This is a genomic window from Sphingomonas sp. S-NIH.Pt15_0812 (assembly GCF_003951315.1).
Lineage (GTDB): Bacteria > Pseudomonadota > Alphaproteobacteria > Sphingomonadales > Sphingomonadaceae > Sphingomonas.
The window spans coordinates 55165-79839 of record NZ_QLJH01000006.1; the positions used below are offsets into that span (position 1 = coordinate 55165).

At 69.0% G+C, this 24675-nt stretch carries 27 protein-coding genes and 1 pseudogene; 11 read left to right on the forward strand and 17 right to left on the reverse strand.

Going from position 1 to position 24675, the window contains the following annotated elements:
• Positions 1–216 precede the first annotated feature (216 nt).
• Complete coding sequence (locus BRX43_RS05845; RefSeq protein WP_241214795.1) at positions 217–486, reverse strand: hypothetical protein; 270 nt, start codon at positions 484–486, stop codon at positions 217–219.
• Positions 487–556: 70 nt separating this feature from the next.
• Complete coding sequence (locus BRX43_RS05850) at positions 557–1525, reverse strand: cysteine synthase A (RefSeq protein ID WP_125993921.1); 969 nt, start codon at positions 1523–1525, stop codon at positions 557–559.
• 186 nt (positions 1526–1711) lie between these two features.
• On the opposite strand from BRX43_RS05850, the gene BRX43_RS05855 reads away from it, so the two are divergent.
• Both BRX43_RS05855 and aat read left to right on the forward strand, forming a co-directional pair.
• A complete protein-coding gene (locus BRX43_RS05855) occupies positions 1712–2095 on the forward strand; it encodes a hypothetical protein (protein ID WP_125993922.1) in 384 nt (127 codons plus the stop codon).
• A gap of 140 nt (positions 2096–2235) precedes the next feature.
• Positions 2236–2964: a leucyl/phenylalanyl-tRNA--protein transferase gene (aat, locus tag BRX43_RS05860; RefSeq protein ID WP_125993923.1), complete on the forward strand. Its 729-nt coding sequence runs from the start codon at positions 2236–2238 to the stop codon at positions 2962–2964.
• Here aat and BRX43_RS05865 read toward each other — a convergent pair.
• The 5 genes and pseudogenes from BRX43_RS05865 to BRX43_RS05885 all read right to left on the reverse strand — a co-directional run.
• Positions 2907–3434 (reverse strand): annotated as a pseudogene (locus BRX43_RS05865) (DUF2155 domain-containing protein); the annotation flags it as partial. The gene aat and the pseudogene BRX43_RS05865 overlap by 58 nt on opposite strands.
• Positions 3431–3826 carry an NADH:ubiquinone oxidoreductase subunit NDUFA12 gene (locus tag BRX43_RS05870; RefSeq protein ID WP_125993924.1) on the reverse strand — a complete coding sequence of 132 codons (396 nt, stop codon included), beginning with the start codon at positions 3824–3826 and terminating at the stop codon, positions 3431–3433. The gene BRX43_RS05870 and the pseudogene BRX43_RS05865, both read right to left, overlap by 4 nt.
• A gap of 32 nt (positions 3827–3858) precedes the next feature.
• Entirely contained in the window at positions 3859–4362 is a 504-nt protein-coding gene (locus BRX43_RS05875) for a DUF192 domain-containing protein (protein WP_125993925.1), read from the reverse strand.
• The gene (locus BRX43_RS05880) at positions 4359–4934 is read right to left on the reverse strand and encodes a cold shock protein (protein WP_241214796.1); all 576 of its coding nucleotides are present in this window, start codon (positions 4932–4934) and stop codon (positions 4359–4361) included. The genes BRX43_RS05875 and BRX43_RS05880 overlap by 4 nt, the downstream gene beginning before the upstream one ends.
• A gap of 50 nt (positions 4935–4984) precedes the next feature.
• Positions 4985–5560: a RecX family transcriptional regulator gene (locus tag BRX43_RS05885; RefSeq protein ID WP_125993927.1), complete on the reverse strand. Its 576-nt coding sequence runs from the start codon at positions 5558–5560 to the stop codon at positions 4985–4987.
• A 72-nt stretch (positions 5561–5632) separates the two neighbouring features.
• On the opposite strand from BRX43_RS05885, the gene BRX43_RS05890 reads away from it, so the two are divergent.
• On the forward strand, positions 5633–7381 hold the full coding sequence (locus BRX43_RS05890; RefSeq protein ID WP_125993928.1) for a fatty acyl-AMP ligase: 1749 nt from the start codon (positions 5633–5635) through the stop codon (positions 7379–7381).
• A gap of 142 nt (positions 7382–7523) precedes the next feature.
• On the opposite strand, the gene BRX43_RS05895 is transcribed toward BRX43_RS05890, so the two are convergent.
• The 5 genes from BRX43_RS05895 to BRX43_RS05915 form a co-directional block, all read right to left on the reverse strand.
• Positions 7524–7847: a DUF3140 domain-containing protein gene (locus tag BRX43_RS05895; RefSeq protein WP_125993929.1), complete on the reverse strand. Its 324-nt coding sequence runs from the start codon at positions 7845–7847 to the stop codon at positions 7524–7526.
• A 53-nt stretch (positions 7848–7900) separates the two neighbouring features.
• A complete protein-coding gene (locus BRX43_RS05900) occupies positions 7901–8293 on the reverse strand; it encodes a hypothetical protein (RefSeq protein WP_125993930.1) in 393 nt (130 codons plus the stop codon).
• A gap of 60 nt (positions 8294–8353) precedes the next feature.
• The gene (locus BRX43_RS05905; RefSeq protein WP_125993931.1) at positions 8354–9664 is read right to left on the reverse strand and encodes an MFS transporter; all 1311 of its coding nucleotides are present in this window, start codon (positions 9662–9664) and stop codon (positions 8354–8356) included.
• Positions 9661–12126 (reverse strand): TIM-barrel domain-containing protein, encoded by a 2466-nt coding sequence (locus tag BRX43_RS05910; protein WP_125993932.1) that lies wholly within the window; start codon positions 12124–12126, stop codon positions 9661–9663. Before BRX43_RS05910 ends, BRX43_RS05905 begins: the two co-directional genes overlap by 4 nt.
• Before the next feature lie 139 nt (positions 12127–12265).
• The gene (locus tag BRX43_RS05915; protein WP_125994011.1) at positions 12266–14737 is read right to left on the reverse strand and encodes a glycoside hydrolase family 3 protein; all 2472 of its coding nucleotides are present in this window, start codon (positions 14735–14737) and stop codon (positions 12266–12268) included.
• 152 nt (positions 14738–14889) lie between these two features.
• On the opposite strand from BRX43_RS05915, the gene BRX43_RS05920 reads away from it, so the two are divergent.
• Positions 14890–15591: an SGNH/GDSL hydrolase family protein gene (locus BRX43_RS05920; RefSeq protein WP_241214797.1), complete on the forward strand. Its 702-nt coding sequence runs from the start codon at positions 14890–14892 to the stop codon at positions 15589–15591.
• A 144-nt stretch (positions 15592–15735) separates the two neighbouring features.
• Here the strand turns inward: BRX43_RS05920 and BRX43_RS05925 are convergent, their stop codons facing one another.
• Positions 15736–16683 (reverse strand): ROK family protein, encoded by a 948-nt coding sequence (locus BRX43_RS05925; protein WP_125993934.1) that lies wholly within the window; start codon positions 16681–16683, stop codon positions 15736–15738.
• A gap of 173 nt (positions 16684–16856) precedes the next feature.
• Here BRX43_RS05925 and BRX43_RS05930 point away from each other — a divergent pair, with 173 nt between their 5' ends.
• Entirely contained in the window at positions 16857–18083 is a 1227-nt protein-coding gene (locus tag BRX43_RS05930) for an ROK family transcriptional regulator (RefSeq protein WP_125993935.1), read from the forward strand.
• A gap of 100 nt (positions 18084–18183) precedes the next feature.
• On the opposite strand, the gene BRX43_RS05935 is transcribed toward BRX43_RS05930, so the two are convergent.
• From BRX43_RS05935 to BRX43_RS05950, 4 genes are all read right to left on the reverse strand, one after another.
• A complete protein-coding gene (locus tag BRX43_RS05935) occupies positions 18184–18591 on the reverse strand; it encodes a glycine zipper 2TM domain-containing protein (protein WP_125993936.1) in 408 nt (135 codons plus the stop codon).
• 59 nt (positions 18592–18650) lie between these two features.
• Positions 18651–19076, reverse strand: a complete 426-nt coding sequence (locus BRX43_RS05940; protein WP_125993937.1) for an OsmC family protein — start codon at positions 19074–19076, stop codon at positions 18651–18653.
• Positions 19077–19113: 37 nt separating this feature from the next.
• Complete coding sequence (locus BRX43_RS05945) at positions 19114–19506, reverse strand: hypothetical protein (RefSeq protein WP_125993938.1); 393 nt, start codon at positions 19504–19506, stop codon at positions 19114–19116.
• Positions 19507–19575: 69 nt separating this feature from the next.
• A complete protein-coding gene (locus tag BRX43_RS05950; RefSeq protein WP_125993939.1) occupies positions 19576–20391 on the reverse strand; it encodes an LD-carboxypeptidase in 816 nt (271 codons plus the stop codon).
• A 67-nt stretch (positions 20392–20458) separates the two neighbouring features.
• Here BRX43_RS05950 and BRX43_RS05955 point away from each other — a divergent pair, with 67 nt between their 5' ends.
• From BRX43_RS05955 to BRX43_RS05980, 6 genes are read left to right on the forward strand one after another with little or no spacing between them, the layout of a single operon-like run.
• Positions 20459–21856 carry a Mur ligase family protein gene (locus BRX43_RS05955; protein ID WP_125993940.1) on the forward strand — a complete coding sequence of 466 codons (1398 nt, stop codon included), beginning with the start codon at positions 20459–20461 and terminating at the stop codon, positions 21854–21856.
• Positions 21853–22596 (forward strand): alpha/beta hydrolase, encoded by a 744-nt coding sequence (locus BRX43_RS05960; protein ID WP_125993941.1) that lies wholly within the window; start codon positions 21853–21855, stop codon positions 22594–22596. Before BRX43_RS05955 ends, BRX43_RS05960 begins: the two co-directional genes overlap by 4 nt.
• A 31-nt stretch (positions 22597–22627) precedes the next feature.
• Positions 22628–23065 carry a VOC family protein gene (locus BRX43_RS05965; RefSeq protein ID WP_125993942.1) on the forward strand — a complete coding sequence of 146 codons (438 nt, stop codon included), beginning with the start codon at positions 22628–22630 and terminating at the stop codon, positions 23063–23065.
• Complete coding sequence (gene gloB / locus BRX43_RS05970; protein WP_125993943.1) at positions 23065–23802, forward strand: hydroxyacylglutathione hydrolase; 738 nt, start codon at positions 23065–23067, stop codon at positions 23800–23802. Before BRX43_RS05965 ends, gloB begins: the two co-directional genes overlap by 1 nt.
• A 39-nt stretch (positions 23803–23841) precedes the next feature.
• Positions 23842–24267 (forward strand): hypothetical protein, encoded by a 426-nt coding sequence (locus tag BRX43_RS05975; protein ID WP_125993944.1) that lies wholly within the window; start codon positions 23842–23844, stop codon positions 24265–24267.
• Positions 24268–24278: 11 nt separating this feature from the next.
• Positions 24279–24644, forward strand: coding sequence for a hypothetical protein (locus tag BRX43_RS05980; protein ID WP_241214798.1), 366 nt, complete (start codon positions 24279–24281; stop codon positions 24642–24644).
• Positions 24645–24675 lie beyond the last annotated feature (31 nt).

The following is a 24675-nucleotide window of genomic DNA, read 5'->3' on the forward strand; positions in this document are numbered from 1 at the left end:
GCCTTGACGTACCAAGCCGGTGGCGGGGCCGCAACGGGATTTTTGGGGAAATCCGGGGAAGCTACCCGCATATCGTTGAAATAAAACGAACTACGGGAAAATGCGTAGGTCGCTGCGGCGCAGCGAAATCCATGTCAAAACGCCCGCTCCGGTCTGGCCGGAGCGGGCGTTCCCGTAAAATCCCCAAACGACCCGGTCGGGATCGTCCGGCCTAAGCTATTGTGCGGTCGCCTGACTATTGGCGGTCGGCGGCGCGACGCCCATTTCGGCAAGCGGCTCGCCCGTCGAGGACGCCGGCGGCACGCTGTTGCCGGCGGCCATCTCGGCGACCAGATTGGCCTGCGCCGCACCGGGCACCGGCCGCTCGCGCGTCACCGAGCCGATGATCGCACTGGCCAGCGCAATGAGCAGGACGACGGCAGCGAGGCCGATCATGCCGACCTTGACGCGCTGCACCGTCTGCGAGGGTTCGGGAGCACCATTCATCGTGTGGGTGCAACCTAGTGTCTCACGCGACAATTCTCAACCCGCCGCGACCGGATGCCCCGTTTCCGTCCTAAGCCAGACCCTTGGCCGCGCGCCACTCCGGGTTGTGGAGCGTCGACAGGTAGCGGAAGCCGGTGTCGCACAGGATCGTCGCGACTCGCGCGCCCGGCCCGATCTGTCTGGCGAGCAGGATCGCACCGGCGACGTTGATGCCCGACGACAGGCCCAGGCACAGCCCCTCCTCGTCCAGCAATCGCCGCACCCAATGATAGCCCTCGGCGTCGGAGACGCGGAACTGCGTGTCGATCGGCGCGCCTTCCAGATTGGCGGTGATCCGGCCCTGCCCGATCCCCTCCGCCACCGACGCGCCCTCCGCCTTCAACTCCCCGCACGCGTAATATTCGTAGAGCGCGGCGCCATGCGGGTCGGTCAGCGCGATGCGGATACCCTCGTCATGCGCCTTCAGCCCCATGCCGACGCCGGCCAGCGTGCCGCCGGTGCCCGCCGCGCAGGTGAAGCCGTCGACGCGGCCCTCCATCTGCGTCCAGATCTCCTCGGCAGTGCCGGTGATATGGGCGCGACGATTGGCGATATTGTCGAACTGGTTGGCCCAGATCGCACCCGGCGTCTCCTCCGCCAGCCGGCGCGAGGTGTGGACGAAATGGCAGGGCGAGGAATAGGGCGCGGCCGGCACCAGCACCAGCTCCGCGCCCAGGGCGCGCAACGTGTCCATCTTCTCGCGGCTCTGCGTCTCCGGCATGACGATGACGGTGCGATAGCCCTTGGCATTGGCGACCAGGGCCAGGCCGATGCCGGTATTGCCGGCCGTGCCCTCGACGATCGTGCCGCCGGGCAACAGCGCGCCGCGCTCCTCGGCATCCTCGATGATCGCCAGCGCGGCGCGATCCTTCACCGACGCGCCGGGATTCGCATATTCGCACTTGCCGAAGATATCGCCGCCGGCCGCCTCGCTCGGCCCCTTGAGCCGGACGAGCGGGGTATTGCCGATTAGGGACAGCGTGTCGGGGATGATGGCCATGCCGCGCCATACGCCCGCCACGCCGCCGGGCCAAGCGAGGGTCGCTTTGCCCCGGACAAGCCCGGCTAATGCCGCCGGCCGCCGCCTCAATGCCGACCGGGCGAGGCTCGGATCGCCCCAGGAATAACGATTGCCGACGCAACAATACTTGACGCGTCGTGCTGCATTCGCGAAGCGCAGGTCGCTATGAAAAGCTTCCTTCCCCTGCTCGCCGCCCCGCTGATGGCTCTCGCCGCCTGCAACTCGCAGCCGTCCACGCCGGAAGTGGTCGATGCCAATCCCGATCCCATGGCCAACCAGATCGCCAACGCCGCGCCCGTCGAGCTGCCGCCGGCGATCCGCGCCGACAAGACCTTCCGCTGCTCGGACAGCTCGCTGGTCGGCGTCACCTTCTTCCAGGGCGACAAGCAGGTGCTGGTGCGCGCGCCGTCGACCGCGACGGCCGTCCGCCTGACCGCGCCCGAGGCCGGCAAGCCCTACACCGCCGAGGGCGGCTGGACGCTGAGCGGCGACGAGAAGAATGTCACGGTCACCGCACCAGGTAAGAAGGCCCTGTCCTGCCACGTCTAAGGTCGGCCTGACGTCGATCCTCTCAGGGCCGGCGGTGCGAACCGCCGGCCTTTTGCTGTCCGGTCTTTCCCTCCGCGACCGGATCTATGCCGTTCGGATGCTTGCAAGACCCGATGGTTGGCCCCACCATGGGGACGACCATGGACCGCCTCGACCCGCTTCTCGTGCTCAGCGCCTATGCGGTGGGCGTCTTCCCGATGGCAGACGATCGCGAGGCGGACCAATGCTATTGGGTCGAGCCCAAGCGGCGCGCCATCCTGCCGCTCGACGGCTTCCACCTCTCCCGCTCGCTCCGCAAGGTCATCGCGCAGGACCGGTTCCGCGTCACCGCGGACACCGCCTTCGAGCGCACGATCCGGCTCTGCGCCGAAAGCGCCGAGGATCGTCCCGAGACCTGGATCAGCCATCCCATCGAGCAGGTGTTCCTCGATCTGCATCAGCGCGGGCTGGCGCATTCGGTCGAATGCTGGCTGGACGATCAACTGGTCGGCGGCCTCTACGGCCTGGCACTGGGCCGCGCCTTTTTCGGCGAGAGCATGGTCAGCCGCGCCACCGACGCGTCCAAGGTCGCGCTCGCCTGGCTCGTCGCGCGGCTGCGGGTGGGCGGCTTCACCCTGCTCGACTGCCAGTTCCAGACCGCCCACCTCGCCACGATGGGCGCGGTGGAGATCGATCGGTCCGACTATATGGCGTTGCTGGGCGCGGCGCTGGGCGACGGCGCCGCATCCTCGCCGGCCGACTCGTCCGGCTCGGCGGCGGGCGGCGGCGATTTCGCGGCGCTCGACCGCTTGGCCGGCGCGGCCAGCGTTTCCGTGGCGGGACCGGTATCGGGGAAGGACATCGTGCAGCTCTTGACCCACACGTCGTAGACGGGGTGCTGGACGACGTTGAGCCCCGGCCGCTCCTTGAACAGCCAGCCGGAGAAATGCCGACGCCAGATCCTGTCGGCACCGCGCACGTCCACCTGCATGAACGCGCCGGTCAGTTGATCCTGCTCCCAGGGGGCGGTGCGTTCGCAGGCGCGCAGGCGCAGCACCACGTCACCGGTGCGCTTGGCGTCGCCCGGTCGCATCGTCACGTCGCGGCTTTCGCCATTGCGCTTGTTGAGCAGGCCGATCACCGCGACGCGTTGCGCCATCGGCGTCACGCTTGATGCGGCGGCGACAGTGCCGTTCGCGTCGACCGTCTCGATGTCGCTGCGCGTCGATTCGGGCAGGATCTGCTCGATCCGGTGACCGCCGGCCAGCGGCGTGCGGCGGTCCTGATAGGCGCGCCAGCCGAACCAGCCGCCAATCGCCAGCGCCACGGCCACCAGGGCCGCGGCGATCCAGCGAATCATCCCTCCGGCGTCCAGGCTTCGTAATCGCCGGTGGCGGCGGCGCGGACGCCCCCCTTCTCCAGCGCGCCGGACGGGCGATAGGCCAGCGGCGTGCCGGTCAGGTTCGGCAGGGCCGGCTTCTGCCACGGCCGGACCGGGGGCAGCGCCTTGGACGGCACGTCGTCGATCTGGTGGTGCAGCCAGCTGAACCAGTCGGGCGGCACCCGGCTGGCATCGTTGGAGCCCTGGTAGATCACCCAGCGGCGCGGGTTGCCGGCGGTGTCGGTGCCGCCTTCATAATAGACGTTGCCCAGCTCGTCCTCGCCGACGCGCGCCTTGCCGCGCAGGCCGTACAGCATGGTGCCCCAGGAGGCGCCGTTCCACCAGGTGAAGGGATTGAGGTTGATGCCCATGGACCAGCGCTTACCGCGACCCGCGCCGCGCTTCAACCACCAGCATGGGGGCCGTCGGGCAACGTCCACTCTACCCGGTCGCCCTCACCCAGGCCAAGTTCCGCCATGCGGCCACCGCGCACCTCCAGCACCGCCGCCACCGGCTCGCCCGAGGAGAGCGGCGTCTCGTCGAGCGGGACCGTGTTTTCCGCGATCCGGGCGATGGTGCCGTCCGGCCGGATGAACACGATATCCAGCGAAGACGGGGTGTTCCTCATCCAGAAGCTGGTCGCGACCGGCGGGCCGCCATCCGGCGGATAGGGCGCGAACAGCATCGCGAAATCCGGGCCCAGGCCGGTGCGGTACATCAGCCCCTTTTCCTGCTGCGCCGCCGTGCGGGCGAGTTCGGCCTGGAAGACATGGCGTCCACTTGCTCCCGTGAGCGTGACGGGGATCGTGGCGACCGCCTCATCCTGCCCGCCCGCGCTGCCCCGGCAGGCGGAGGGACCGACCAGCGCCGCCGCGAGCGCCAGTCGGAGCAGGCGATGGCGAATCATGCCTCGGCTGGCTCGACCAGCACGGCGAGCGGCCCCTTGCGGCCGTCCACGACGCGGGCGCGCAATGGCTGGTCCGGCTCCACCGTCATCACGCCGCCGCGCCGCAACGTCTCCATATGCACAAAGACGTCCGCCCCGTCGCTGTCGCGGACCAGGAAGCCATAGCCCTTCAGCCGGTTGAACCATTTCACCACGGTCGGCTCGAAGGGCCCGGCACGATCGATCAGGCCGACCGGATCGACCCGATCCGCCCCCAGGCGCGGCCGGGGCGCGGTGGGTTCCTCCACCGCCTCCGACAGGTCGATCGTCAGCACCTCGCGCGCCTGATAGCCGCGCCCGCGCTGGACTGCCCGCGCCTCGACCCGCGCCCCCTCGGGCAGGCTGCGGCGGCCATGCGATTGCAAGACGCTGAAATGCACCAGAACGTCGCCGATGGACGGATCGTCGGACACGGCGAAACCGAACCCGCGCGTCACATCGAACCATTTGATGACGCCGCTGATCGCGATCTCACCATCTTCGACCGAACCGCCGCCCGATCCCCCGTTGGTTACGCTGCCCCTGTCGGGCACGCTCCCACCTTGCGTGTCCAATTGCATAAGTCACCCCTGACGGGGCCTTGCTACCATGGATCGCCCTCGTCGCAATGCTCAAGCGTTACCGCATCGTTAAATTCCGGGACATCGCCCGGCCCGGCCTCGACGATCCGGCGCGCCACGGCGAAGCCATGCCCCGCCCGCACCATCGCCGCGATCTGCTTCTGCCGGCGGGCGGGATCGGCCGGCTCGGTGGCGAACGGCCCGATCCGCTTGCGCTTGGCAAAGGCCAGCGCACTAGCCCCCTCCCCCTGGGCGGCGATGGTCCGCGCCGGCACGGCATCCGCGTCGTCGACCCGCGCCTGGCGTAGCGCATCGGCGACGCGACTCGCGCCGAAACCCCGCCTGGTCAACGACATGGCCTTGTTCTCGGCATAGAAACGATCGTCGATATAGCCCAGGCCCGCCATCCGCTCGGCGACCGCCGCCGGGTCGACCGGGTCGCCCTCCCAGCCCCGCTCGCGGATCTTGCGCCGCAGGTAATCGGTCAGTTTTCCGCGGGTGGTGGCGAAACGCTCGACATAGCGGAGCGCGAGGCGATCGAGCGCAGCCGCGTCGAGCGCGGGGGGCGGCGTACGCGTTCGGGAGCCTCTGGGCGACATTCGCCTTGTTTGTGCCACATAGCCTAAGGAAGAGATAGCGTGACGAATTGCCCCCGAAGGACCTTGGCCTAGATGACGACCGCTCCCACCCCCCAGTCCGCGCCGATTGCGACGCCGACCGAGGACGCGCTGCCGCGTCGCTATGCGAATTTCGCGACGCTGGGCGAGGCGCTGGACTATGCCGCCACGGGCGTGCGCGGGCTGAATTTCCACGATGCGCGCGGCACGCTGGTCCGTCCCTATGGCTTTGCCGAGCTGCGCGACGATGCGCTGACCACGGCGCGACGGCTGATCGCGGCGGGCGTGGCGCCCGAGGATCGCATCGCGCTGGTCGCCGAGACCTCGGCCGAATTCGCCGCCCTGTTCTTCGGCGTGGTCTATGCCGGCGCCTGGCCGGTGCCGCTGCCGCTGCCGACCTCGTTCGGCGGGCGGGATTCGTACATCGACCAGCTGCGCGTCCAGCTCGGCAGCTGCGACCCCAGGATGCTGATCTATCCGCCCGAACTCGCCGACATGGCCAAGGCGGCGGCGGAGGCCTGCGGCGTCGAGGGCACTGACTGGGCCAGCTTCGCCGAACAGCCCGCGCCGGATGTCGCGCTGCCCGAGGCGACGTCGGACCAGATCGCCTATCTCCAATATTCCAGCGGTTCGACCCGCTTCCCCCACGGCGTCGCGATCACGCACGAGGCATTGCTCAACAATCTGGCGGCGCACAGCCATGGCATGGCGATCGGCCCGACCGATCGCTGCGTCTCCTGGCTGCCCTGGTATCACGACATGGGCCTGGTCGGCTGCTTCCTGTCGCCGGTCGCCAACCAGGTGTCGACCGACTATCTGAAGACCGAGGATTTCGCGCGTCGCCCGCTCGCCTGGCTCGACCTGATCAGCCGCAACCAGGGCACGACCCTGTCCTATTCGCCGACCTTCGGCTATGACATCTGCGCGCGCCGCATGTCGTCGCAGACCAAGGCATCGGACCGGTTCGACCTGTCGCGCTGGCGCGTCGCGGGCAATGGCGCGGACATGATCCGCCCCGACGTGATGCAGAAGTTCGTCGACGCCTTTGCCGATGCCGGCTTCCAGGCTAGCGCCTTCCTGCCCTCCTATGGTCTTGCCGAGGCGACGCTGGCCGTGTCGCTGATGCCGCCGGGCGAGGGGATCCGCGTCGAGCTGGTCGAGGAGACCGAATTGTCGGGCGCCGATCGCGACGGCAACCGGCCGCAGCGGTTCCGCGCGATCGTCAATTGCGGCAAGCCGGTGCGCGACATGACGGTCGAGATCCGCGAGGAGGACGGCACGCCGCTGCCCGAGCGGGCGATCGGCAAGGTCTGGTGCAAGGGGCCGTCGGTGATGGTCGGCTATTTCCGCGACCCCGCCGCGACCGAGGCGTGCATGGCCGATGGCTGGCTGGATACCGGCGACATGGGCTATATGTCGGACGGCTATATCTACATCGTCGGTCGCGCCAAGGACATGATCATCGTCAACGGCAAGAATCACTGGCCGCAGGACATCGAATGGGCGGTGGAGCAGCTGCCGGGCTTCAAGGCCGGCGACATCGCCGCCTTCGCGATCACCACGCCGGGTGGCGAGGAGACGCCGGCGGTGCTGGTCCAGTGCCGCAGCAGCGACGAGGCCGAGCGCGGCCGGTTGCGCGACGCGATCCGCGAGCGGGTGCGCTCGGTGACCGGCATGAACTGCGTGATCGAGCTGATCCCGCCGCGAACGCTGCCCCGCACTTCCTCGGGCAAGCTGAGCCGGGCCAAGGCGCGCAACCTCTATCTGGCGGGCGAGATCAAGCCCTACGACATCGCCGCCTGAGGGCGGCAGGTCGGGGTGATCGCCAGCGCACCGTCATGGATCGCACCATCCCGGCCAGGGCCGGGATGGTGCGTGGTGACAGCGAAGTTCGATAGTCTGACAGGGTCCGACAGGGTCCGACATCCGCTGAGAGGCCGTCCGCCTATTTCAGCGGATCGTGCCCCCAATTCATCAGCGAATAGCGCCAGGTGGAATCGTCCTTGTCCTTCTTCTCGTCCGGACCACCCTGCGCCAGGTGGCGGTGCACATAGCCGACCACCTTCTGCATGTGCGCATAGTCGTCGTCGGTCAGGTCGGCCTTCTTCTTGTGCTTGATCGCGACGATTCGCTCGCCCGAGTCATGGCCGACGCCGGTGCCGGAATCCTTGCTCTCCTCGGTCTTCAGCCATTTTTCCAGTTCGGACGGGGTCATGTTGACCGCCTCGCTGAACTCCTTCCACACCTGATCGTGATCGATCTCGGCCATATGCTGCTCCTCTGTCCGTCACCGCCAACGCCCTGGCCCCGGGACGGTTGCGGTCAGACGGTGAGCAGCGCCGCGATCGCCCGCTGATAGACGACCGCCGCCCGGACGAAGTCGACCAGGAAGCCGATCCACATCGCCGAGACGATGGCGAGCGATGCCAGGTCGAGCCGCCACGCGCGCCGCCCCTCGCCCTCGCGCAGCCATGCCGCCGCATGGCCGATGCGCACGACGACGAAGATCCAGGCCAGGAGCACCTGCGCCACCCCCGCCTGCCGTGCGAGCATCAGCAGCGGGATCAGTCCCAGCACCAGCATCGGCGGCACAAACATGCCCGCTGCATCGGTGCCGCCCGCCCCCCGCGTCCGCCGCACCAGCAGCGCGGACCAGAGCCCCAGCATCAGCGTCGCCAGCGCGAAGCCCGGCCAGAGGATATGCAGCAGAACCATAAGCCGACCCCTCCCAGCGATCCTGCCATAGTGATCGGGATCGAGGCATGTTCCAGGCCGCTACTCCCCCGCCCGCAGCGGGTTGAACGCCATCACCACGCCCGACAGCAGAAAGAAGCCGAGCGGCACCAGTGCCACGGTCCAGCGAATGTCGGCCAGCGTCTCCGCCGATTGCGCGACATTGGCGACATAGCCCGCCTTGCCGAAGCTGAGGCCCAGGATCGCCGTCGCCAGACCGATCGCGACGCGTTGCAGCAGCGCCGCCAGCCCGAACACGATCCCCTCGACCCGGACGCCGGTGGTCCGCTCGCCATAGTCGATCGTGTCGGGCAGCAGCGCCCAATAGGCGAAGTGCAGCCCCACCGTCGCGGCCTGCATGAAGATCAGGAAGCCCTGCATCGGCGCGATCCGGTCGATCCCGATGATCGCGAACCCGGCCAGCGCCGCGACGCACAGGCCGATCGCGACGAACCAGGCCCGCCGGGTGCCGGTGGCATGGGCCAGGGTCATCCACACCGGCACCGCCGCGGCGCTGACCGCCAGCATCGCCGCCAGCGCGACCTGCCCCGCGCCCTCGCTGCCGAAGACGTACTTGAAATAATAGAGCACCGACTTGTTGAGGATAGTGGTCGCCGCGATCATCGCCATCATCGCCGCCGACAGGGTGACGAAGGCGCGGTTGCGCGCCAGGCTGACCAGGCACCGCGCGATCGACGGGCGATCGCCCGGGGCGGGTTCCCGGACCGCCAGCCGCGTCGTGCCGCCCACCGCCAGCAGGATCGCGGTGGCGAGGCCGGCGAAGAGCAAGGCGGCGCCGAAATAGGCGCGCGGCCCCGCGCCCAGCAGCCATGTGCCGAGCCAGCCGGTCCCCAGCGCCACCGTCACCGCCGCCGCCGTCCCCGCCAGCATCCGCAGGCCGGCGACGAAGGCGCGGTCGCGACTGTCCGGGCTGACCCGCGCCGACAGCGCCAGATAGGGCACGTTGACCGCCGCATAGGCGGTGCGGAACAGCAAATGGCCCGCAAGGATGAACAGGCTCGCCCAACCGCCCGTCACCGGCGGCGGCGCATAGGCCAGGACGAAGCTCAGCCCCAGCGGCACTGCCCCGGCCATGATCGCGATGCGGCAGCGCCGGCCGTCGCCATAGCGGTCGACCAGCGCGCCGACCGCGAAATTGGCGATCCCGTCCCAGATCGACGCCGCCAGATAGAGCGCGGCGGCGCGCTCCACCCCCAGGCCCAGCGCCTCGGTATAATAGAAGAGCAGATAGAGCAGCGCGCTCTGCCAGTAGAGGTTGAACGCGAAGTCACCGAAGGCGAACAGCGCGAGGCGCGGCTTGGATGGCCGCGCCTCCTGATCCGTGACGATCACCGCGTCACGATCAACCGGCTGCCGCCCGGCTGGTCGGGCAGCGTCACCGCCACCGTGCCGTTCGCGGGATCGAACCGCGCCGACTGGCTGCGACCGCCCAGCGTCGCCTTGCCCTCGCGGACCCGGTCATGGACGATGACGGTCATCGCGGTCCACCACGGGGCATAGCGACCCTCGCGCGGGGCGAAGTCGATCGTGACCCGGCCGTCGCCCGATAGGCGGCAGCTGACATGCTGGCGCAGATAGTCGCCACTGGCGAAGCCCATCGAATGGCCGTCGTCGAAATACAGGTCGCCCGCGCAATCCGGCCCCGGATAGACATGCAGTTCCAGCGGTCCCTGCGGGCGCTCCGACGTGCTCTGGACCAGGGGCTGGCGCGGCAGGATGGTGCCGGCGCGCACGAACACCGGCATCCGGTCGAGCGTCGGCGTCTCCATCAGCGTCAGGCTGGCGGTGCGCGCCGCCCCGGTCGCCTGGCTGGCCGATTGGACGGGTCCGTCGGCGCCCTGCATCTGGCCCTGCACCGGCCGGCCCGACCAATAGTCATACCAGCCGCCGGCCGGCAGGCAGATGCTATAGGCTTGCGGGCTTTCCGGCCGGGGATTGCCCGCAACCAGCAGCTTGCCGCCCAGCGTCCAGGCCATGCTCTGGTCGCAACTGGCCGAGGCGGCGGCCGGATAATCGTAGAAGACCGGCCGCATGATCGGGTCGCCGCTGCGCGCGTTCAGTTCCGCCAGCCCATAGAGATAGGGCATCAGCCGGTAGCGTTCCTCCACATAGCGGCGACGGATCGCCAGATGCTCCGGCCCGTCGACCCAGGGTTCGGCGCGCGGCGTGTTCTTGGCGCTATGATCGCGGAACACGGGGGTGAAGGCGGCGACCTCGAACCACTTGGTCAGCAGGTCGGCGCTGGGGCCCCCGGTGAAGCCGCCGACATCCGCCGCGCTATAGGCGAAGCCCGACAGGCCCAGGTTGAGCAATTGCTGCACCGACAGCTTCAGATGATCCCAGCTCGACACATTGTCGCCGGTCCAGGTGACCGCATATTTCTGCCCCCCGGCATAGCTGGCGCGCGTCATCACGAAGGCGCGCTCGTTCGGGCGGAGCGTGCGCAACCCGTCATAGGTCGCGCGGGTGTTCTGCATCCCGTAGATGTTGTGGACCTCGGCATGGGTCGCGGTGCGGGCTGCGAAGCCGTCGCTGTCGATGCGATGGACCGTGTCCAGCGGCATGGTCTTGGTCGGCGTCTCGAAGATCGCCGGCTCGTTCATGTCGTTCCATACGCCGGCGATGCCCCAGTCGACCTGCTGGCGGAACAGCGTGCCATACCAGTCGCGCGTCGATCTGCGGGTGAAGTCGGGAAAGACCGACGGGCCGGGCCAGACCGGCGCGACATAGGTCTTGCCGTCGGCGGCATGGACGAACTGGTCGCCCGCCACGCCGCTGTCATAGGGGGCATAGCCCTGGTCCGGCGCACGGGCGACGTGCAGGTCGGTGATCGTCACCAGCTTGATGCCCTGCGTCCCCAGATCGCGGACCAGCCCGGCCATATCCGGAAACGCCTTGGTATCGACGGTGAAGGGGCGGTTGCGATCCTGCCAGTCGATGTCCAGCCAGATCACGTCGGTCGGCACGCGGTCCTGGCGCAGCCGATCGGCGATGGCGCGCGTCTCCTGGGCGGTCATATAGCTGTAGCGCGACTGCTGATAGCCGAGCGCCCATTGTGGCATCAGCGGCGACCGGCCGGTCAGGTCGCCATAGCGGCGCACCACCTCGGCGGTGCTCGGCCCGGCGATGACGTAATAGTCGACCGGCCCGTCCGGCGCGCCCAGCGCCAGCACATTGTCCTCGCGATGGCCGAAGTCGAACCAGCTCCGCCAGCTATTGTCGAGGAACAGGCCGTAACTGCCCCCCGCCCCGCCGGTGGCGACGAAGAAGGGGACCGACTTGTAGATCGGGTCGGTGCCGACGCCGAAGCCGTAAGCATCGGTGTTCCAGTCGACGAAGCTGCCGCCGCGCCGGTCGAGCGGCCCGGTCTTGTCGCCCAGCCCGTAATAATGCGCCGCCTGCGGCATCGCCTTCCTCAGGGTGAAGCCCCGGCCGTCGAACGCGACCGGCTGCGCGTCATCGGCGACGATCACCTTGCCGGCGCGGTCGGTGACGGTCAGCGCCAGCGTCTGCGGATCGACCTTCACCCGCAGCGCGCTGGTCGAGAAGCCGTCCGCGCCCGGCTTGACGGCGGCGCGCAGCCTGCGCGTCTCGCTGTCCACGGCCCAGCTCGCATCCTCGGCGAAGCGGCCGTCCCGGGCGACGCGGATGCGGAGCGTCTCCGGGGTCAGCGCCACCACCTGCATCGTGGCGACGGCGTTCCGCACCTCGACCCCGCCCGCGACCGGCGACACCTGCGCCGCCGCCGGGGCCGCGACGGCGACCGCCGACAGCAGCCAATATCCCTTTTTCATACCCTCTCCCGTCGCTTGTCCCGCGAATCATCTGGGATCGGGCTATAGCCGCATAGCCGTGCCGGCCGTGAGGTTCGTGAAATCGTATGCATGGCGGGGCGCCGGTTTCCGCCCCCGGACGGGGAGGAAACCGGCCCGCTTACTTCGCCCCGCAGCGGACCGGGCCCGGCGGGGCGCTGGCGATGCGGATCGAGGACAGGTCGATGCCGAGCGCGGCACTGCTCGACAGTGCGAAGGGCACCGTCACCCGGGTCATGTCGACCCCGCCCTGCGCGAAACAGCTGAGCGGTACGGAGAAGATGCCCCATTCACCCGCATTCGCATCAAGCAGTCCGTCGACCGGCACGCTCGCCGTCTTGCCGCCGGTCATGGCCAGGGTCACCGCGCCTATGGGCTTGGTCACCACGCGATACGCGACCACCAGGCTGAGCTGGCCATTGGCCTCCCGCGTCAGGTCCATCGGCGCGGTCGCCTCGATCCGGGTCATGCCCGCCCCGGCAAAGGCCAGCCTCAGGCTGTCCTCCTGCGCCGCCCGATCGGTGCGGGTCTGGACGACGCGGCCCTCGTTCGCCAGCCGGTCCCCTGCCGCCACCCGACCGCGCACGAACAGCGCGTTGCGGTCGCCCGCCGCCGTCGCCGGGCGGCTCTCGTCCAGTCGGCCAAGCGGCGCACCCTTTTGCGCATAGGTCAGGCCATAGCCGATCGGGAAGAGCGGGTCGTAAGGCGCATCGCGCCGGTTGAGCACATATTGGTCGAGCCGCTTGGGCCAGGAAAAGCTGAGCCGGCCCCGGAAATCCTGTTGCGGCCGGCCATCCTTGCCCGCCAGCAGCATGTCGGCGACCCCGCCGCCCTCGGTGCCGGGCAGGAAGGCCGCGACGAAGGCGTCGGCCGCGTTCAGCTCCGGGTTTACCCACATCGGCCGGCCCGACAGGAACACCGCGACGACCGGAATGCCCGCCGCCTTCAGCCGCTGGAGCAGGGCGAGGTCGCTCTTGTCCTCGGGGCTGTATTCCAGCGTCGGCCGGTCGCCGGTGAACTCGGCATAGGGCGTCTCCCCGAAGACGACGATCGCCGCATCCGGCTTGGCGGTGTAGCGGCCCTCGACCGACAGCGACGCCTTGCCGCCCGCCGCGCGCGTCGCCTGGTCGATGCCGCTCCAGATCGACTGACCGTTGGGGAAGGCGGCATTGGGCACGTCGGCTCCCTGCCAGGTGATCGACCAGCCGCCCGCCTGCTGCGCGATATTGTCCGCCCCGCGTCCGGCGACCAGGATATTGGCGCTGGCCCTGAGCGGCAGGAGGTTGCCGTCATTCTTCAGCAGCACCATCGACTCGCGCACCGCCTGGCGGGCGATGGCGCGGTGCTCGGGCGCGCCGAGCAATTCGAACTTGCCGGCCATCGGTCGCGACGAGGGGCGGCCCGCCTCGAACGTCCCGGCCAGCATCTTCACCCGCAGGATACGCCGGACCGCATCGTCCAGCCGCGCGGCCGGGATGCGGCCGTCCTTCGCCTCGGCCAGCGTGTTGGCGTAGAGCTGCTTCCAGTTCGAGCCGGAATACATGAACATGTCGAGCCCGGCATTGATCGCCGCCGGGCAATCCTCATTGGTGCAGCCGGGCACCTGGCCATGGGCGTTCCAGTCGCCGATCGTGAAGCCGTCGAACCCCCAGCGCTCCTTGAGCACGCCGGTCAGCAGGCTCTTGTTGCCGGTCATCTTCTGCCCGTTCCAGCTGGAGAAGCTGGGCATCACGGTCAGCGCGCCGGCCGGCAGCGCGGTGGTGTAGCCGGCGGCATGGATGTCGCGCAGTCCCTCTTCGGACACGCGGGTGTCGCCCTGGTCGCGGCCGCCGGTGCCGCCATCGCCCAGGAAATGCTTCACCGAGGAAATGACATGGCCCTTGCCCATGAAGTCCCGGCCGATCCGCCCCTGGATGCCCTGCACCATGCGGCCGGCATAGGAGGCGACGATGGCCGGGTCCTCCGAATAGCTTTCATAGGTCCGGCCCCAGCGATCATCCTGCACCACCGCCACGGTCGGCGCGAAGCTCCAGTCGATGCCGGTCGCCGCCGTCTCCAGCGCGGTCGCGCGCCCGATCTTCTCGACCAGGTCGGGATCGCGCATCGCACCCAGGCCGATATTGTGCGGGAACAGCGTCGCGCCGACGATATTATTGTCGCCATGCACCGCGTCGGTGCCCCAGATCACCGGGATGGCGGGCCGGCCGTCCGTCCGCTTCATCGACGCGTCATAGAACTGGTCGAACAGGGCCAGCCACTTGGCGGCCGGCGCATATTCGTCGCCGCCCGGCGCGGAATTGCCGCCGTTCAGGACCGAGCCGAGCTTGTACGTCTCCAGGTCGGCGGGCGTGATGCTGGCGATATCGACCTGGAGGAGCTGGCCGACCTTGTCCTCGATCGACATGCGCTGGAGCAGGGCGTCGATCCGCGCCTCCAACTTGGGATCGCGCTGGCGCGGCCGGGCGAGCACTGGCCAGCTCGCCGGATGGGCAGTGCTGGCTGTGGAGGGCGCGGTCGCCTGTTGCGCCGAACCGGCTCCCGATACCGCTATCAGCGCCAGTATCGCCGTCGTCCCAAGCCCCATTGCACGCATCACGCTCTCCCGTCTCGGACCGTTCATCCCGGCCTTCGCCGCCTTCATAGGTGGCTGATCCGCAAATGCATATTCGGCTTTTGCCTTTTCCGGCGCGGACGGGCAGCGTAACGGCCATGCGCCCTGCCCCTTTGTCGATGATCGCCGCTACCATGATCGCCCAGCCCTTCGCTGCCTCCGCCCAGACGGATCAGGAGCGCGAACGGCGGCTGCACGAGGATTGGGCCTGGCTGGGCCGCTACCAGGCGGAGAACGCGGCCCTGCCCGCCGCCCGGGCCGACACGCCGCGCATCGTCTTCCTGGGCGATTCCATCACGCAAGGGTGGGTGGAGAAGGCGGGCGGTTTCTTCACCCCCGGCCGGATCGGGCGCGGGATCAGCGGGCAGACGACGCCGCAGATGCTGCTCCGCTTCCGCCAGGACGTGATCGACCTGCATCCCGCCGTCGTGCAGATCATGGGCGGCACCAACGACATCGCCGGCAATACCGGCCCGATGACGGCCGCGCAGAGCCAGGCGAATATCCGGTCGATGACCGAACTGGCCCAGGCGCATGGCATCCGCGTGATCCTGGCTTCGATCCCGCCGACCGATCGTTTCCCGTGGCGGCCCGGCATCGCGCCCGCGCCGCGGATCGCCGCGATGAACGCCTGGCTGCGCGACTATGCGCGCTCGGTCGGTGCGACCTATGCCGATTACTGGACGGCGCTGCATGATGGCCAGGCGATGCGCGCCGCCTTCACGATCGACGGCGTGCATCCCAATGCCGCCGGCTATGCGGCGATGGCCCCGGTGGCGGAGGCGGCGCTGGCGCAGGCGCTCGCCGCCCCCGCCCCCCGCGTCACCGCACGCTAGAGCGGCTTCCCACCAGGTTGAACCACCGTCATCGCCCTGTGGGCGACCGCTTCGCGGCGGGGCGCTTTCGATCCGGGGCGGCGTTGCTTGTCGGTCACGATGCTTCGGCATCGCTCCCTTCGCGCGCCTTGCCCCGAACCGAAATCACCGCCGTGCCGATGATCCAACCTGATCGGAAACCGCTCTAGCCGCCTCCTCGCGCGACCAGAGGCGCGCCGCGCCGCGCACGCCCGAGGAATCGCCCCAGCGCGCCGGCACGATCGTCGCCCGCCAGTCGCCGCCAAAGGCATAGGCGGCGACCACGCCCGGCAGGCGTTCGTAGAGTTCGTCGACATTGGACATGCCGCCGCCCAGCACGAATATGTCGGGGTCGATCATGTTGGCGACCATCGCCATGGCGCGGCCCAGCCGGTCGACATAGGCGTCGAGCGTCGCCACCGCCTGCGTCTCGCCGGCCCGGGCGGCGGCGACAATCGCCTCGCCATCCAGGCGCTCGCCGGTCCGCCGCTGATGGTCGCATCGCAGGCCGGTGCCGGACACCAGCATGTCGAGACAGCCGTTCCGCCCGCACCAGCAAAGCGGTCCCGGCGCTTCCGCCTTGGTCATCCAGGGCAAGGGCACATGGCCCCACTCGCCGCCCATGCCGTTCGCGCCCTCGACGATACGGCCATCCACCACCAGGCCGCCGCCGACGCCGGTGCCGACGATCACCGCGAAGGCGGAGGCCGCACCCGCCGCCGCGCCGTCGACGACCTCGGACAGCGCCAGGCAATTGGCATCGTTCGCCAGCCGCACCGGCCGGCCGAGTGCTTCCGTCATATCCTCGCGGAACCGGCGACCATTGAGCCAGACGGCATTGGCGTTGCGCATCAATCCGTCGCGCGGGCTGACCGATCCGGGCGCGCCGATGCCGATCGTGCCGCGCATTCCCAATTCCGCCTCGACCCGCCCGATCAGCGAGGCGATGGTGGCGATCGCATCCTCATAGCCGCCGGGATTGGGCGCGCGCATCCGGGCCAGGAACGCCCCGTCCGCGTCCAGCGCGGCTGCCTCGATCTTGGTGCCGCCGAAATCGATCCCGATCTGGATCACGCCCGCTCTCCCATCTCTGCCCGTATCGGAACGCGGTCCCTGCCCCGCCGTGCGACATTAAGTCAAATTGGATTAATTAAGGGAGAATGCTTGACCCAGATCGTGAAGCACGGGGATAGTCGGGCCGGATCGCCGCCCTTATCGAACGGTCGGCAACGCGGGAGAGCGTGGTGATGTTCGGCAAGCTGGGATCGCGCCGTCGCATCGGGGACAGCATCGCCCCGCATGAGACACGCTTGTCCCGCAGCCTGTCGGGCACCAACCTGGCGCGGGCCGGCGACTATAATCTGCGCACCGTCTTGCAGGCGATCCGCCTCAACCCCGGCACGACCCGCGTCGCGATCGCCGCGCAGACCGGCCTGACCGCCCCGACCATCGCCAATATCACCGGGCGACTGTCGGAGATGGATCTGGTCCACACCATCGGTCGCCGCCAGGGCGGTCGGGGCCAGCCCGCGCTGCAACTGGAGGTGAATGCCGACGGGGCCTTTGCGATCGGCCTCAATATCGATCGCGATCATCTGACCATGGTCACGCTGGACCTGGTCGGCACGGTGCGCAGCCGCGCCACGCGGGACATCGCCTTCGCCTCGCCGTCCGACGTCAGCGCCTTCGTAGCCGAGACGCTCGCCCCGTTGATCGCCGAGGGCGGAGTCGGCCGCGACCGGGTGCTGGGCGTCGGCATCGCCATGCCGGACGATCTGGGCAGCATCGCCCTGCCGCATCGCCCCGTCGACTATGATCGTTGGACAGGGCTGGACATCGCCGCGCACCTTGCCCCTTTGTTGCCCTGGCCGATCCATGTCGACAATGACGCCGCCGCCGCCGCGCTGGGAGAGGCGCAGCATGGCGGCGCGTTCGATGCGCCCAGCTTCTTCTACCTTCTGATCAGCGCCGGTCTGGGTGGCGGGCTGGTGATCGACCGCACCTATCATCGCGGGGCCCATGCGCGATCGGGCGAGATCGGCCTGATGCCTGACCTCTCCGCCGATCGGCGGGGCGCGGTGGTGCAGGACATCGTATCGCTGTCGGCGCTGTTCGCGCGGCTGGAGACCGCCGGACTGCCGGCGACATTGGCAGCGACCGAATTGGAGGACGCCGCAGACGTGATCGATCGATGGTTGGCGGATTCGGCGGAGGCATTGGTTCAACCGGTGATCGCGATCGCCTGTCTGTTCGATCCCGATGCCGTGCTGATCGGCGGACGCCTGCCGATGCCGTTGATCGGGCGGCTGGCGACGGGACTGACCGAACGGCTGGCCAGCGCGCGATTGCCCGTTCGTACCCCGGTGTTGCCCGCCGCCATGGCGCAGGACGCGCCCGCCATCGGCGCCGCGATCCTGCCCTTTCTGGCCCGGCTTCTGCCGTCGGACGCGATCCTGATCCAGGCCGGGCGATAGGGATCGCCCCGCCCTCCTCACGCGTGCGTCACGGTCTATGTTCGAATCATGGGTACCGACCGCATCCGGGCGGGCCGATACCGGCCCGCTCGCCTATACCTCAACGGCAGCGTACATTGTTGCGATCGATCGCGCGGCCCGCCAGCGCGCCGCCCGCCGCACCCAATACGGTGCCGAGCAGTTCCGATCCGCCCGGTGCGATGATGTTGCCGAGCACGCCGCCCGCCGCGCCGCCGACCAGCAAGCCCGTCGTGCCGTCATTGCGTCGACAATAATAATTGCCATTCTGGCCGCGATAGACCCGGTCACGTGCCGACAGTCGACGTTCGCGATAGCGCGGGTTGCCGACATAATAGCGGTCGGCATAATAGCCGCCATAGGACGGATCGGCACGATTATAGTCGTAATTGCCATAGGTGCGATAGCGCGGATCGCTGCCATATCCGCCATAGCTGGAACAACCGCTCAGCAAGGTGGCGGCGGCAGCGGCGGCGAGGATCATGCGCATCGACATCTCTCCTATGATGATGATGCGGCGTCAATGCGCGACGACCCTCGCCGGTTGCTTCACATCAAGGTCGCGTCCAGCGAAATTTCGGCGTTGAGCAGCTTGGAGATGGGGCAGTTCGCCTTGGCCTCCTGCGCGATCCGGTCGAATTCGGCCTGATCGATGCCGGGCACCGTGGCGCGCAGCGTCAGAGCGGACTTGGTCACCTTGAAGCCGTCGCCATCCTTTTCCAGCGTGACGGCGGCATCGGTGTCGAGCGTGCCGTCATTATGCCCGGCGCCCGCCAGGGCGAAGCTCAGGGCCATGGTGAAGCAGCTGGCATGGGCCGCTGCGATCAGCTCCTCCGGATTGGTGCCCGGTTCATTCTCGAACCGCGTGTTGAAGCCATAAGGCTGGTCGTTGAGCACGCCCGAGCCCAGGCTGACATGGCCCTTGCCCGACTTGCCTAGGCCTTCATATTTCGCGGACGCCTTGCGCACGGTCATGGATGTTTCCTTACTCTTGGAGGGAACGGAAAAGGGATCAGCCGATCGACGAACCGCGATCGGCCGCGAAACTCGGCGCGGGGCCGGTGGCCGGGCGCAGCGACTCGCGCTCCTCGGGGGTCGGGATGGCGGTCGGATCGGGGCGGAACGCCTCGGGTGCGCGGTTGGTGCCGGGCTCGGGCGCGTCGGGCGCCAGATCGGGCGCGGCATGTTCCGCCGGGTTGCGCTTGGGCCGGCGTGCGAGCAGCGTCGCCGCGACCAGCGATCCGACCGCCGCCACGCCCGCCGCCGCCAGCGCGATCACGCGGGTCCGGTCATGGTCGGGCTTGTGTGCCGCCTTGCCCTTGCCCTTGGGCGGATGCGGCTTGCCCGGCTTCGCATCGCCGTGCGGCCCGGCCTGGCCCTTCTTGGGCGGAGTCTTGGCTGCCATGGAACGAACCTCCTGATACTGCTGGGGCGGGATAACGGCTCGTTCGATGCCCCTGTTCCCAACCGCTCGTCAGGCGATGCCGAACGGCACCACATGGTTCGACTGGCTGTGCCCCACCTCCGCCCGGCCGAGATAGGGGATGCCGAGCGACGCGGCGGTACGTGCGATCATGATCTCCAGCGGCTCGGTCCAGGCGGGCTCGTTCGCCTGGATGTCGTTGACCACACCGAGCCGCAGCCCGGCCAGCCCGCGCAACTGGGTGGCATGGCCGACCGTCCACAGCATCCGGTCGATCCGGTACATCGGCTCCGACACCTCCTCGATCACCAGCACATGGTCGGTCAGGTCGGGCAACCAGGGCGTGCCGATCAGCGCGGTCAGGATCGACAGGTTGAACGCCGCCGCCGGACGGCCGTCCAGCCCCGGCTCCAGCCCCTGCCGGTCGCCGCGCACCAGCCAGCCGAGCGTGCGCGCCACCGTCTCGTCCCCCTTCACCCGGTTGATGTCGGTCGCCATCGGCGCATGGATCGGCCGACCGATCCGCCGGGCATAGAGTGCCGCCAGCACGAACCCCATGTCCGAATAGCCGGCATAGGCTTTGCGCGCGGCCGCCGCGTTCAACTGCGGCATCACCGCGTCCAGGATGCGGTTGGAGCCATAGCCGCCACGCGCGAACCAGATCGCGTCGAACGCCGGATCGTTCGCGATCCGGAGGAAGGCGGCGGCACGCACCGCGTCCGACCCGGCGAAATGCCCGTCCTTTTCGAAACATTGCGGGTGGAAGACCAGATCGACCTCCGGATAGGCGATGGCGGCAAAGGCCCCGGCGCGCGCGGCGACGACCGGATCGATCGGCCGGGCGGGAGCGACGACACCGATACGCATGGACCTGATCCCCCTGTTCGCCGCTGGCTCGCTTGCCCGGACGGGCAAAGGCCGATAGCGCGCGGGGATGGAGATCGGCAAACCCCTATTCTTCGTCGGCATCGGCGGGTCCGGCATGATGCCGCTGGCGATGATCGTGCAGGCGCGCGGCGGCATCGTCGCCGGATCGGATCGCGGGCTGGACCAGGGCCGCGCACCGGCCCGGTTCGATGCGCTGCGCCATCTCGGCATCGCGCTCCACCCGCAGGACGGCAGCGGCGTCGTCTCGTCCGACCAGCGCATCGTCGCCTCCGCCGCGATCGAGCCGAGCGTGCCCGACATCGTCGCCGCCGACCGGCTGGGCTGCGAGCGGTCGACCCGTGCCGAACTGCTCGCCCAATTGTTCAATGCCGCCGTCCTGCCGATCGGGGTCGCGGGAACCAGCGGCAAGTCGACCGTCACCGGCATGATCGGCTGGATCCTCCACGCCTGTGGTCATAGGCCCACGGTGATGAACGGCGCGGTGATGAAGAACTTCGCGACCGCCGATGCCCCCTTCGCCAGCGCGCTGGTCGGCGCGGGCGACGCCTTTGTCAGCGAGGTGGATGAAAGCGACGGTTCGATCGCGCTCTATCGCCCGCGCATCGCGGTGCTCAACAACGTCACGCTCGACCATAAGGGGCTGGACGAACTGCGCCGGCTGTTCGGCGACTTCGCCCGCTCCGCCGAGCATGTCATCGCCAATGCCGGCGATGCGGAGACGGCGGCGCTGATCGCCACCCTGCCCCAGGCGCGCACCTTCGCGATCGAGGCGCCGGCCGATTTCCGGGCGGAGGCGCTGGTCCCGGAAGCCTGGGCGATCGGTTTCGACCTGATCGCGCTGGGCGAGCGGCATCGCGTGCGATTGAACGTACCCGGACGCCACAATGTCTCCAACGCGCTCGCCGCGATCGGCGCGGCGGTGGCGGCGGGCGTGAAGCTGGCCGAGGCGGTGCGCGCGATCGCGGGCTTCACCGGCCTGCGCCGACGTTTCGACCGGGTGGGCGAGGCCGGCGGCGTCACCGTGATCGATGATTTCGGGCATAATCCCGACAAGATCGCCGCGACGCTCGACACGCTCCACGCCCATCCCGGCCGGGTGCTGCTGCTGTTCCAGCCGCATGGCTATGGCCCGTTGCGGATGATGGGGCGCGAGCTGGCGCAGGTGTTCGCCGAACGCTTGCGGCCGGACGATGTGCTGACCATTCCCGATCCCGTCTATCAGGGCGGCACGGTGGCCCGCGAGGTCGGCAGCGCCGATCTGGTCGGCTGGATCCTGCAGGCCGACGGACGGGCGCATCACGATGCCGACCGTGCGGCCGGCGTCCGGCGCCTGCTGTCCAGGGCGAGGCCGGGCGACCGCATCGTCGTGATGGGCGCGCGCGACGATACGCTCAGCCTGCTCGCCGCCGATATCCTCGCGCGACTGGAGGCGCGCCACCCATGACCGACCGACCCCGCCTCGCCTTCCACCATTCGCCCGGCCAGGGCCCGACCATCCTCTTCCTGCCCGGCTATGCCAGCGACATGCAGGGCAGCAAGGCGCTGGCGCTCGAAGCCTGGGCGCGGGCCCGGGGCCTCGCCTTCCTGCGCTTCGACTATGCCGGCTGCGGGCAAAGCGAGGGCGCGTTCGCGGACCAGACGCTGGCCGGTTGGCGCGACGACGTGCTGGCGATGATCGACCATGCGGTCGAAGGTCCGGTGGTGCTGGTCGGCTCGTCGATGGGCGGCTGGCTGATGCTGCTGGCGGCGCGCGCGCGGCCCGATCGGGTGGTCGGGATGCTGGGCATCGCCGCCGCGCCCGACTTCACCGACTGGGGCTTCACCACCGAGGAGAAGATGACGATCCTCCAGACCGGTCGGCTGGAGCGCGCCAACCCCTATGGCCCGCAGCCGACGCTCTATACCCGCGCCTTCTGGTCCTCGGGCGAGGCGAACCGGCTGATGTTCGGCCCCATCGCCTTTTCCGGCCCCGTGCGGCTGCTGCATGGCCAGGCCGATCCGGACGTGCCCTTCGTGCGATCGATCCGGCTGGCGGAGCTGATCGCCTCGCCCGACGTGCATCTGACGCTGGTCAAGGACGGCGACCATCGCCTGTCGCGCGACGGCGACATCGCGCTGCTGATCGGGACGCTGGCGCAGATGCTGGGCGCGATCGCCGATGCCGGGGAGCCTGTGGCCGCCTGACGGGTTGTCACGACCAGACCAAGGAGCTTCCATGCGTTACCTGCACACCATGATCCGCGTCACCGACCCCGATGCGACGATCGCCTTTTTCGAACTGCTCGGGCTGAAGGAGGTCCGCCGCATGGAGAATGAGGCCGGCCGCTTCACGCTGATCTTCCTCGCCACGCCCGAGGAGATGCGCGGCCCCGGCGAGCGCGCCCAGGCCGAGGTCGAGCTGACCCATAACTGGGACCCGGAAAGCTACTCCGGTGGCCGCAATTTCGGCCACCTCGCCTATGAGGTCGACGATATCTACGAGACGTGCCAGCGGCTGATGGACGGCGGCGTCACGATCAACCGCCCGCCGCGCGACGGCAACATGGCCTTCATCAAGACGCCGGACGATATCTCGATCGAGCTGCTCCAGCGCGGCGCCCGGCTGGCCCCGGCCGAGCCCTGGTCGTCGATGCCGAACACCGGAACCTGGTGATGGCCGCCCCCGCACTGGAAATCGTCCGCGTCCCGGTCCTGTCGGACAATTACGCCTGGCTGGTGTTCGACCCCCTCACCCAGGAGGTGGCGGCGGTCGATCCCGGGGAGGCGGAGCCGGTGCTGGCGGCGGCCGCTGCGCGGGGCTGGCACGTCTCGCAGGTGTGGACGACGCACTGGCATCCGGATCACACCGGCGGCAATGCGGCGATGAAGGCGGCGGGCGCGACCATCACCGGGCCGCGGGCCGAGCGCGACCGCATCCCGACGCTCGACACGCTGGTGGCGGAGGGCGACGTGGTGCGGATCGGCAGCCATACCGGCCATGTCCTCGCGGTGCCCGGCCACACCGCCGGGCACCTCGCCTTCCACTTCGCCGAGGACAAGGCGCTGTTCACCGGCGACACCTTGTTCGCCATGGGATGCGGCCGCCTGTTCGAAGGGACGGCGGCAGAGATGTGGGCGAACATGGAACGCTATGCCGCGATGCCCGACGACACGCGCGTCTATTGCGGCCATGAATACACCGCCGGCAACGCCGCCTTCGCCGTGACCGCCGAACCGGACAATGACGTGATCGCCACGCGCCGTGCCGAGGTCGACCGGCTGCGCGCGGCCGGCGAGGCGACGGTGCCGACCAGCATCGGCCGGGAACGCGCCACCAACCCCTTCATGCGCGCCGGATCGGCCGAAGCGCTGGCCCGTCTGCGCGAGGCGAAGGATAATTTTCGCGGATAGGCCGTTGATACCGGTCCTTCCAGGAATAGGAGTGAAGCGATGCGTCGTTCGATCCCTCTGGCCCTGTTTCTCGGCATCGCCGGAGCGAGCGCCGCCGTGTTCGCGGCCGAGCAACCGGACGGCAACCAGCGATCCTACAACAGCAAGACGACGCTGAACCAGGCGCTGGCCGGACTGACCCCCGGCAAGCCGGTCGACTGCCTGCCCTTCACCCGCACGCCGTCGAGCGACAGCTTCGGCCAAACGGTGGTCTACCGCTACAGCAGCGACAAGAAATACGTCACCAATGTCGGACCGGGCTGCGAGGGTCTGGCGCGCGGCGACATCATGATCTCGCGCACCAGCTATGGCCGCTTCTGCCGGGGCGATATCATCCAGCTGGTCAACCCCGTCTCCCGCTTTCCGACCGGTAGTTGCGCCTATGGCGACTTCACGCCCTATACCCGGCAGGGCAAGGCGAAGTGAAAGCCCGCGCGTTGATCGCTGCCGTGCTGGCGCTGCCGCTGACCGCGGCGGCGGCCGACAAGAGCCCTCTCGCCGGCCGGGTTGCCGGGACGCCGCAGCGCTGCATCACGCTGCGCCAGACCGAGGGGCTGACCATCGCCGAGCGCGACCTGATCCTGTTCCGCGAGTCCGGCCGCCGCATCTACCGCGCCACGCCGATTGGCCGGTGCGGACAGTTGCAGCCCTTCAATGCGCTGATCCTCGATCTCTATTCGGGCAACACCGTCTGCGAGAACGACCGGTTCCGCGTGCTTACCTCCGGCACCAGCATCCCCGGGCCTTACTGCCGGTTCGGCAAGTTCGTGCCCTATGACCGTCCCGCGAAGCCGGGGTCGTAGACAGAGGTAGGACAAAGGCGTGGCGGTTAAC

Bases quoted from the DNA above. Each gene is read 5' to 3' on its own strand.
- BRX43_RS05845 (WP_241214795.1), bottom strand. From the start codon at position 486: ATGAATGGTGCTCCCGAACCCTCGCAGACGGTGCAGCGCGTCAAGGTC.
- BRX43_RS05850 (WP_125993921.1), bottom strand. From the start codon at position 1,525: ATGGCCATCATCCCCGACACGCTGTCCCTAATCGGCAATACCCCGCTC.
- BRX43_RS05855 (WP_125993922.1), top strand. From the start codon at position 1,712: ATGAAAAGCTTCCTTCCCCTGCTCGCCGCCCCGCTGATGGCTCTCGCC.
- aat (WP_125993923.1), top strand. From the start codon at position 2,236: ATGGACCGCCTCGACCCGCTTCTCGTGCTCAGCGCCTATGCGGTGGGC.
- BRX43_RS05870 (WP_125993924.1), bottom strand. From the start codon at position 3,826: ATGGGCATCAACCTCAATCCCTTCACCTGGTGGAACGGCGCCTCCTGG.
- BRX43_RS05875 (WP_125993925.1), bottom strand. From the start codon at position 4,362: ATGATTCGCCATCGCCTGCTCCGACTGGCGCTCGCGGCGGCGCTGGTC.
- BRX43_RS05885 (WP_125993927.1), bottom strand. From the start codon at position 5,560: ATGTCGCCCAGAGGCTCCCGAACGCGTACGCCGCCCCCCGCGCTCGAC.
- BRX43_RS05890 (WP_125993928.1), top strand. From the start codon at position 5,633: ATGACGACCGCTCCCACCCCCCAGTCCGCGCCGATTGCGACGCCGACC.
- BRX43_RS05895 (WP_125993929.1), bottom strand. From the start codon at position 7,847: ATGGCCGAGATCGATCACGATCAGGTGTGGAAGGAGTTCAGCGAGGCG.
- BRX43_RS05900 (WP_125993930.1), bottom strand. From the start codon at position 8,293: ATGGTTCTGCTGCATATCCTCTGGCCGGGCTTCGCGCTGGCGACGCTG.
- BRX43_RS05910 (WP_125993932.1), bottom strand. From the start codon at position 12,126: ATGAAAAAGGGATATTGGCTGCTGTCGGCGGTCGCCGTCGCGGCCCCG.
- BRX43_RS05915 (WP_125994011.1), bottom strand. From the start codon at position 14,737: ATGCGTGCAATGGGGCTTGGGACGACGGCGATACTGGCGCTGATAGCG.
- BRX43_RS05920 (WP_241214797.1), top strand. From the start codon at position 14,890: ATGATCGCCCAGCCCTTCGCTGCCTCCGCCCAGACGGATCAGGAGCGC.
- BRX43_RS05930 (WP_125993935.1), top strand. From the start codon at position 16,857: ATGTTCGGCAAGCTGGGATCGCGCCGTCGCATCGGGGACAGCATCGCC.
- BRX43_RS05935 (WP_125993936.1), bottom strand. From the start codon at position 18,591: ATGCGCATGATCCTCGCCGCCGCTGCCGCCGCCACCTTGCTGAGCGGT.
- BRX43_RS05940 (WP_125993937.1), bottom strand. From the start codon at position 19,076: ATGACCGTGCGCAAGGCGTCCGCGAAATATGAAGGCCTAGGCAAGTCG.
- BRX43_RS05945 (WP_125993938.1), bottom strand. From the start codon at position 19,506: ATGGCAGCCAAGACTCCGCCCAAGAAGGGCCAGGCCGGGCCGCACGGC.
- BRX43_RS05950 (WP_125993939.1), bottom strand. From the start codon at position 20,391: ATGCGTATCGGTGTCGTCGCTCCCGCCCGGCCGATCGATCCGGTCGTC.
- BRX43_RS05955 (WP_125993940.1), top strand. From the start codon at position 20,459: ATGGAGATCGGCAAACCCCTATTCTTCGTCGGCATCGGCGGGTCCGGC.
- BRX43_RS05960 (WP_125993941.1), top strand. From the start codon at position 21,853: ATGACCGACCGACCCCGCCTCGCCTTCCACCATTCGCCCGGCCAGGGC.
- BRX43_RS05965 (WP_125993942.1), top strand. From the start codon at position 22,628: ATGCGTTACCTGCACACCATGATCCGCGTCACCGACCCCGATGCGACG.
- gloB (WP_125993943.1), top strand. From the start codon at position 23,065: ATGGCCGCCCCCGCACTGGAAATCGTCCGCGTCCCGGTCCTGTCGGAC.
- BRX43_RS05975 (WP_125993944.1), top strand. From the start codon at position 23,842: ATGCGTCGTTCGATCCCTCTGGCCCTGTTTCTCGGCATCGCCGGAGCG.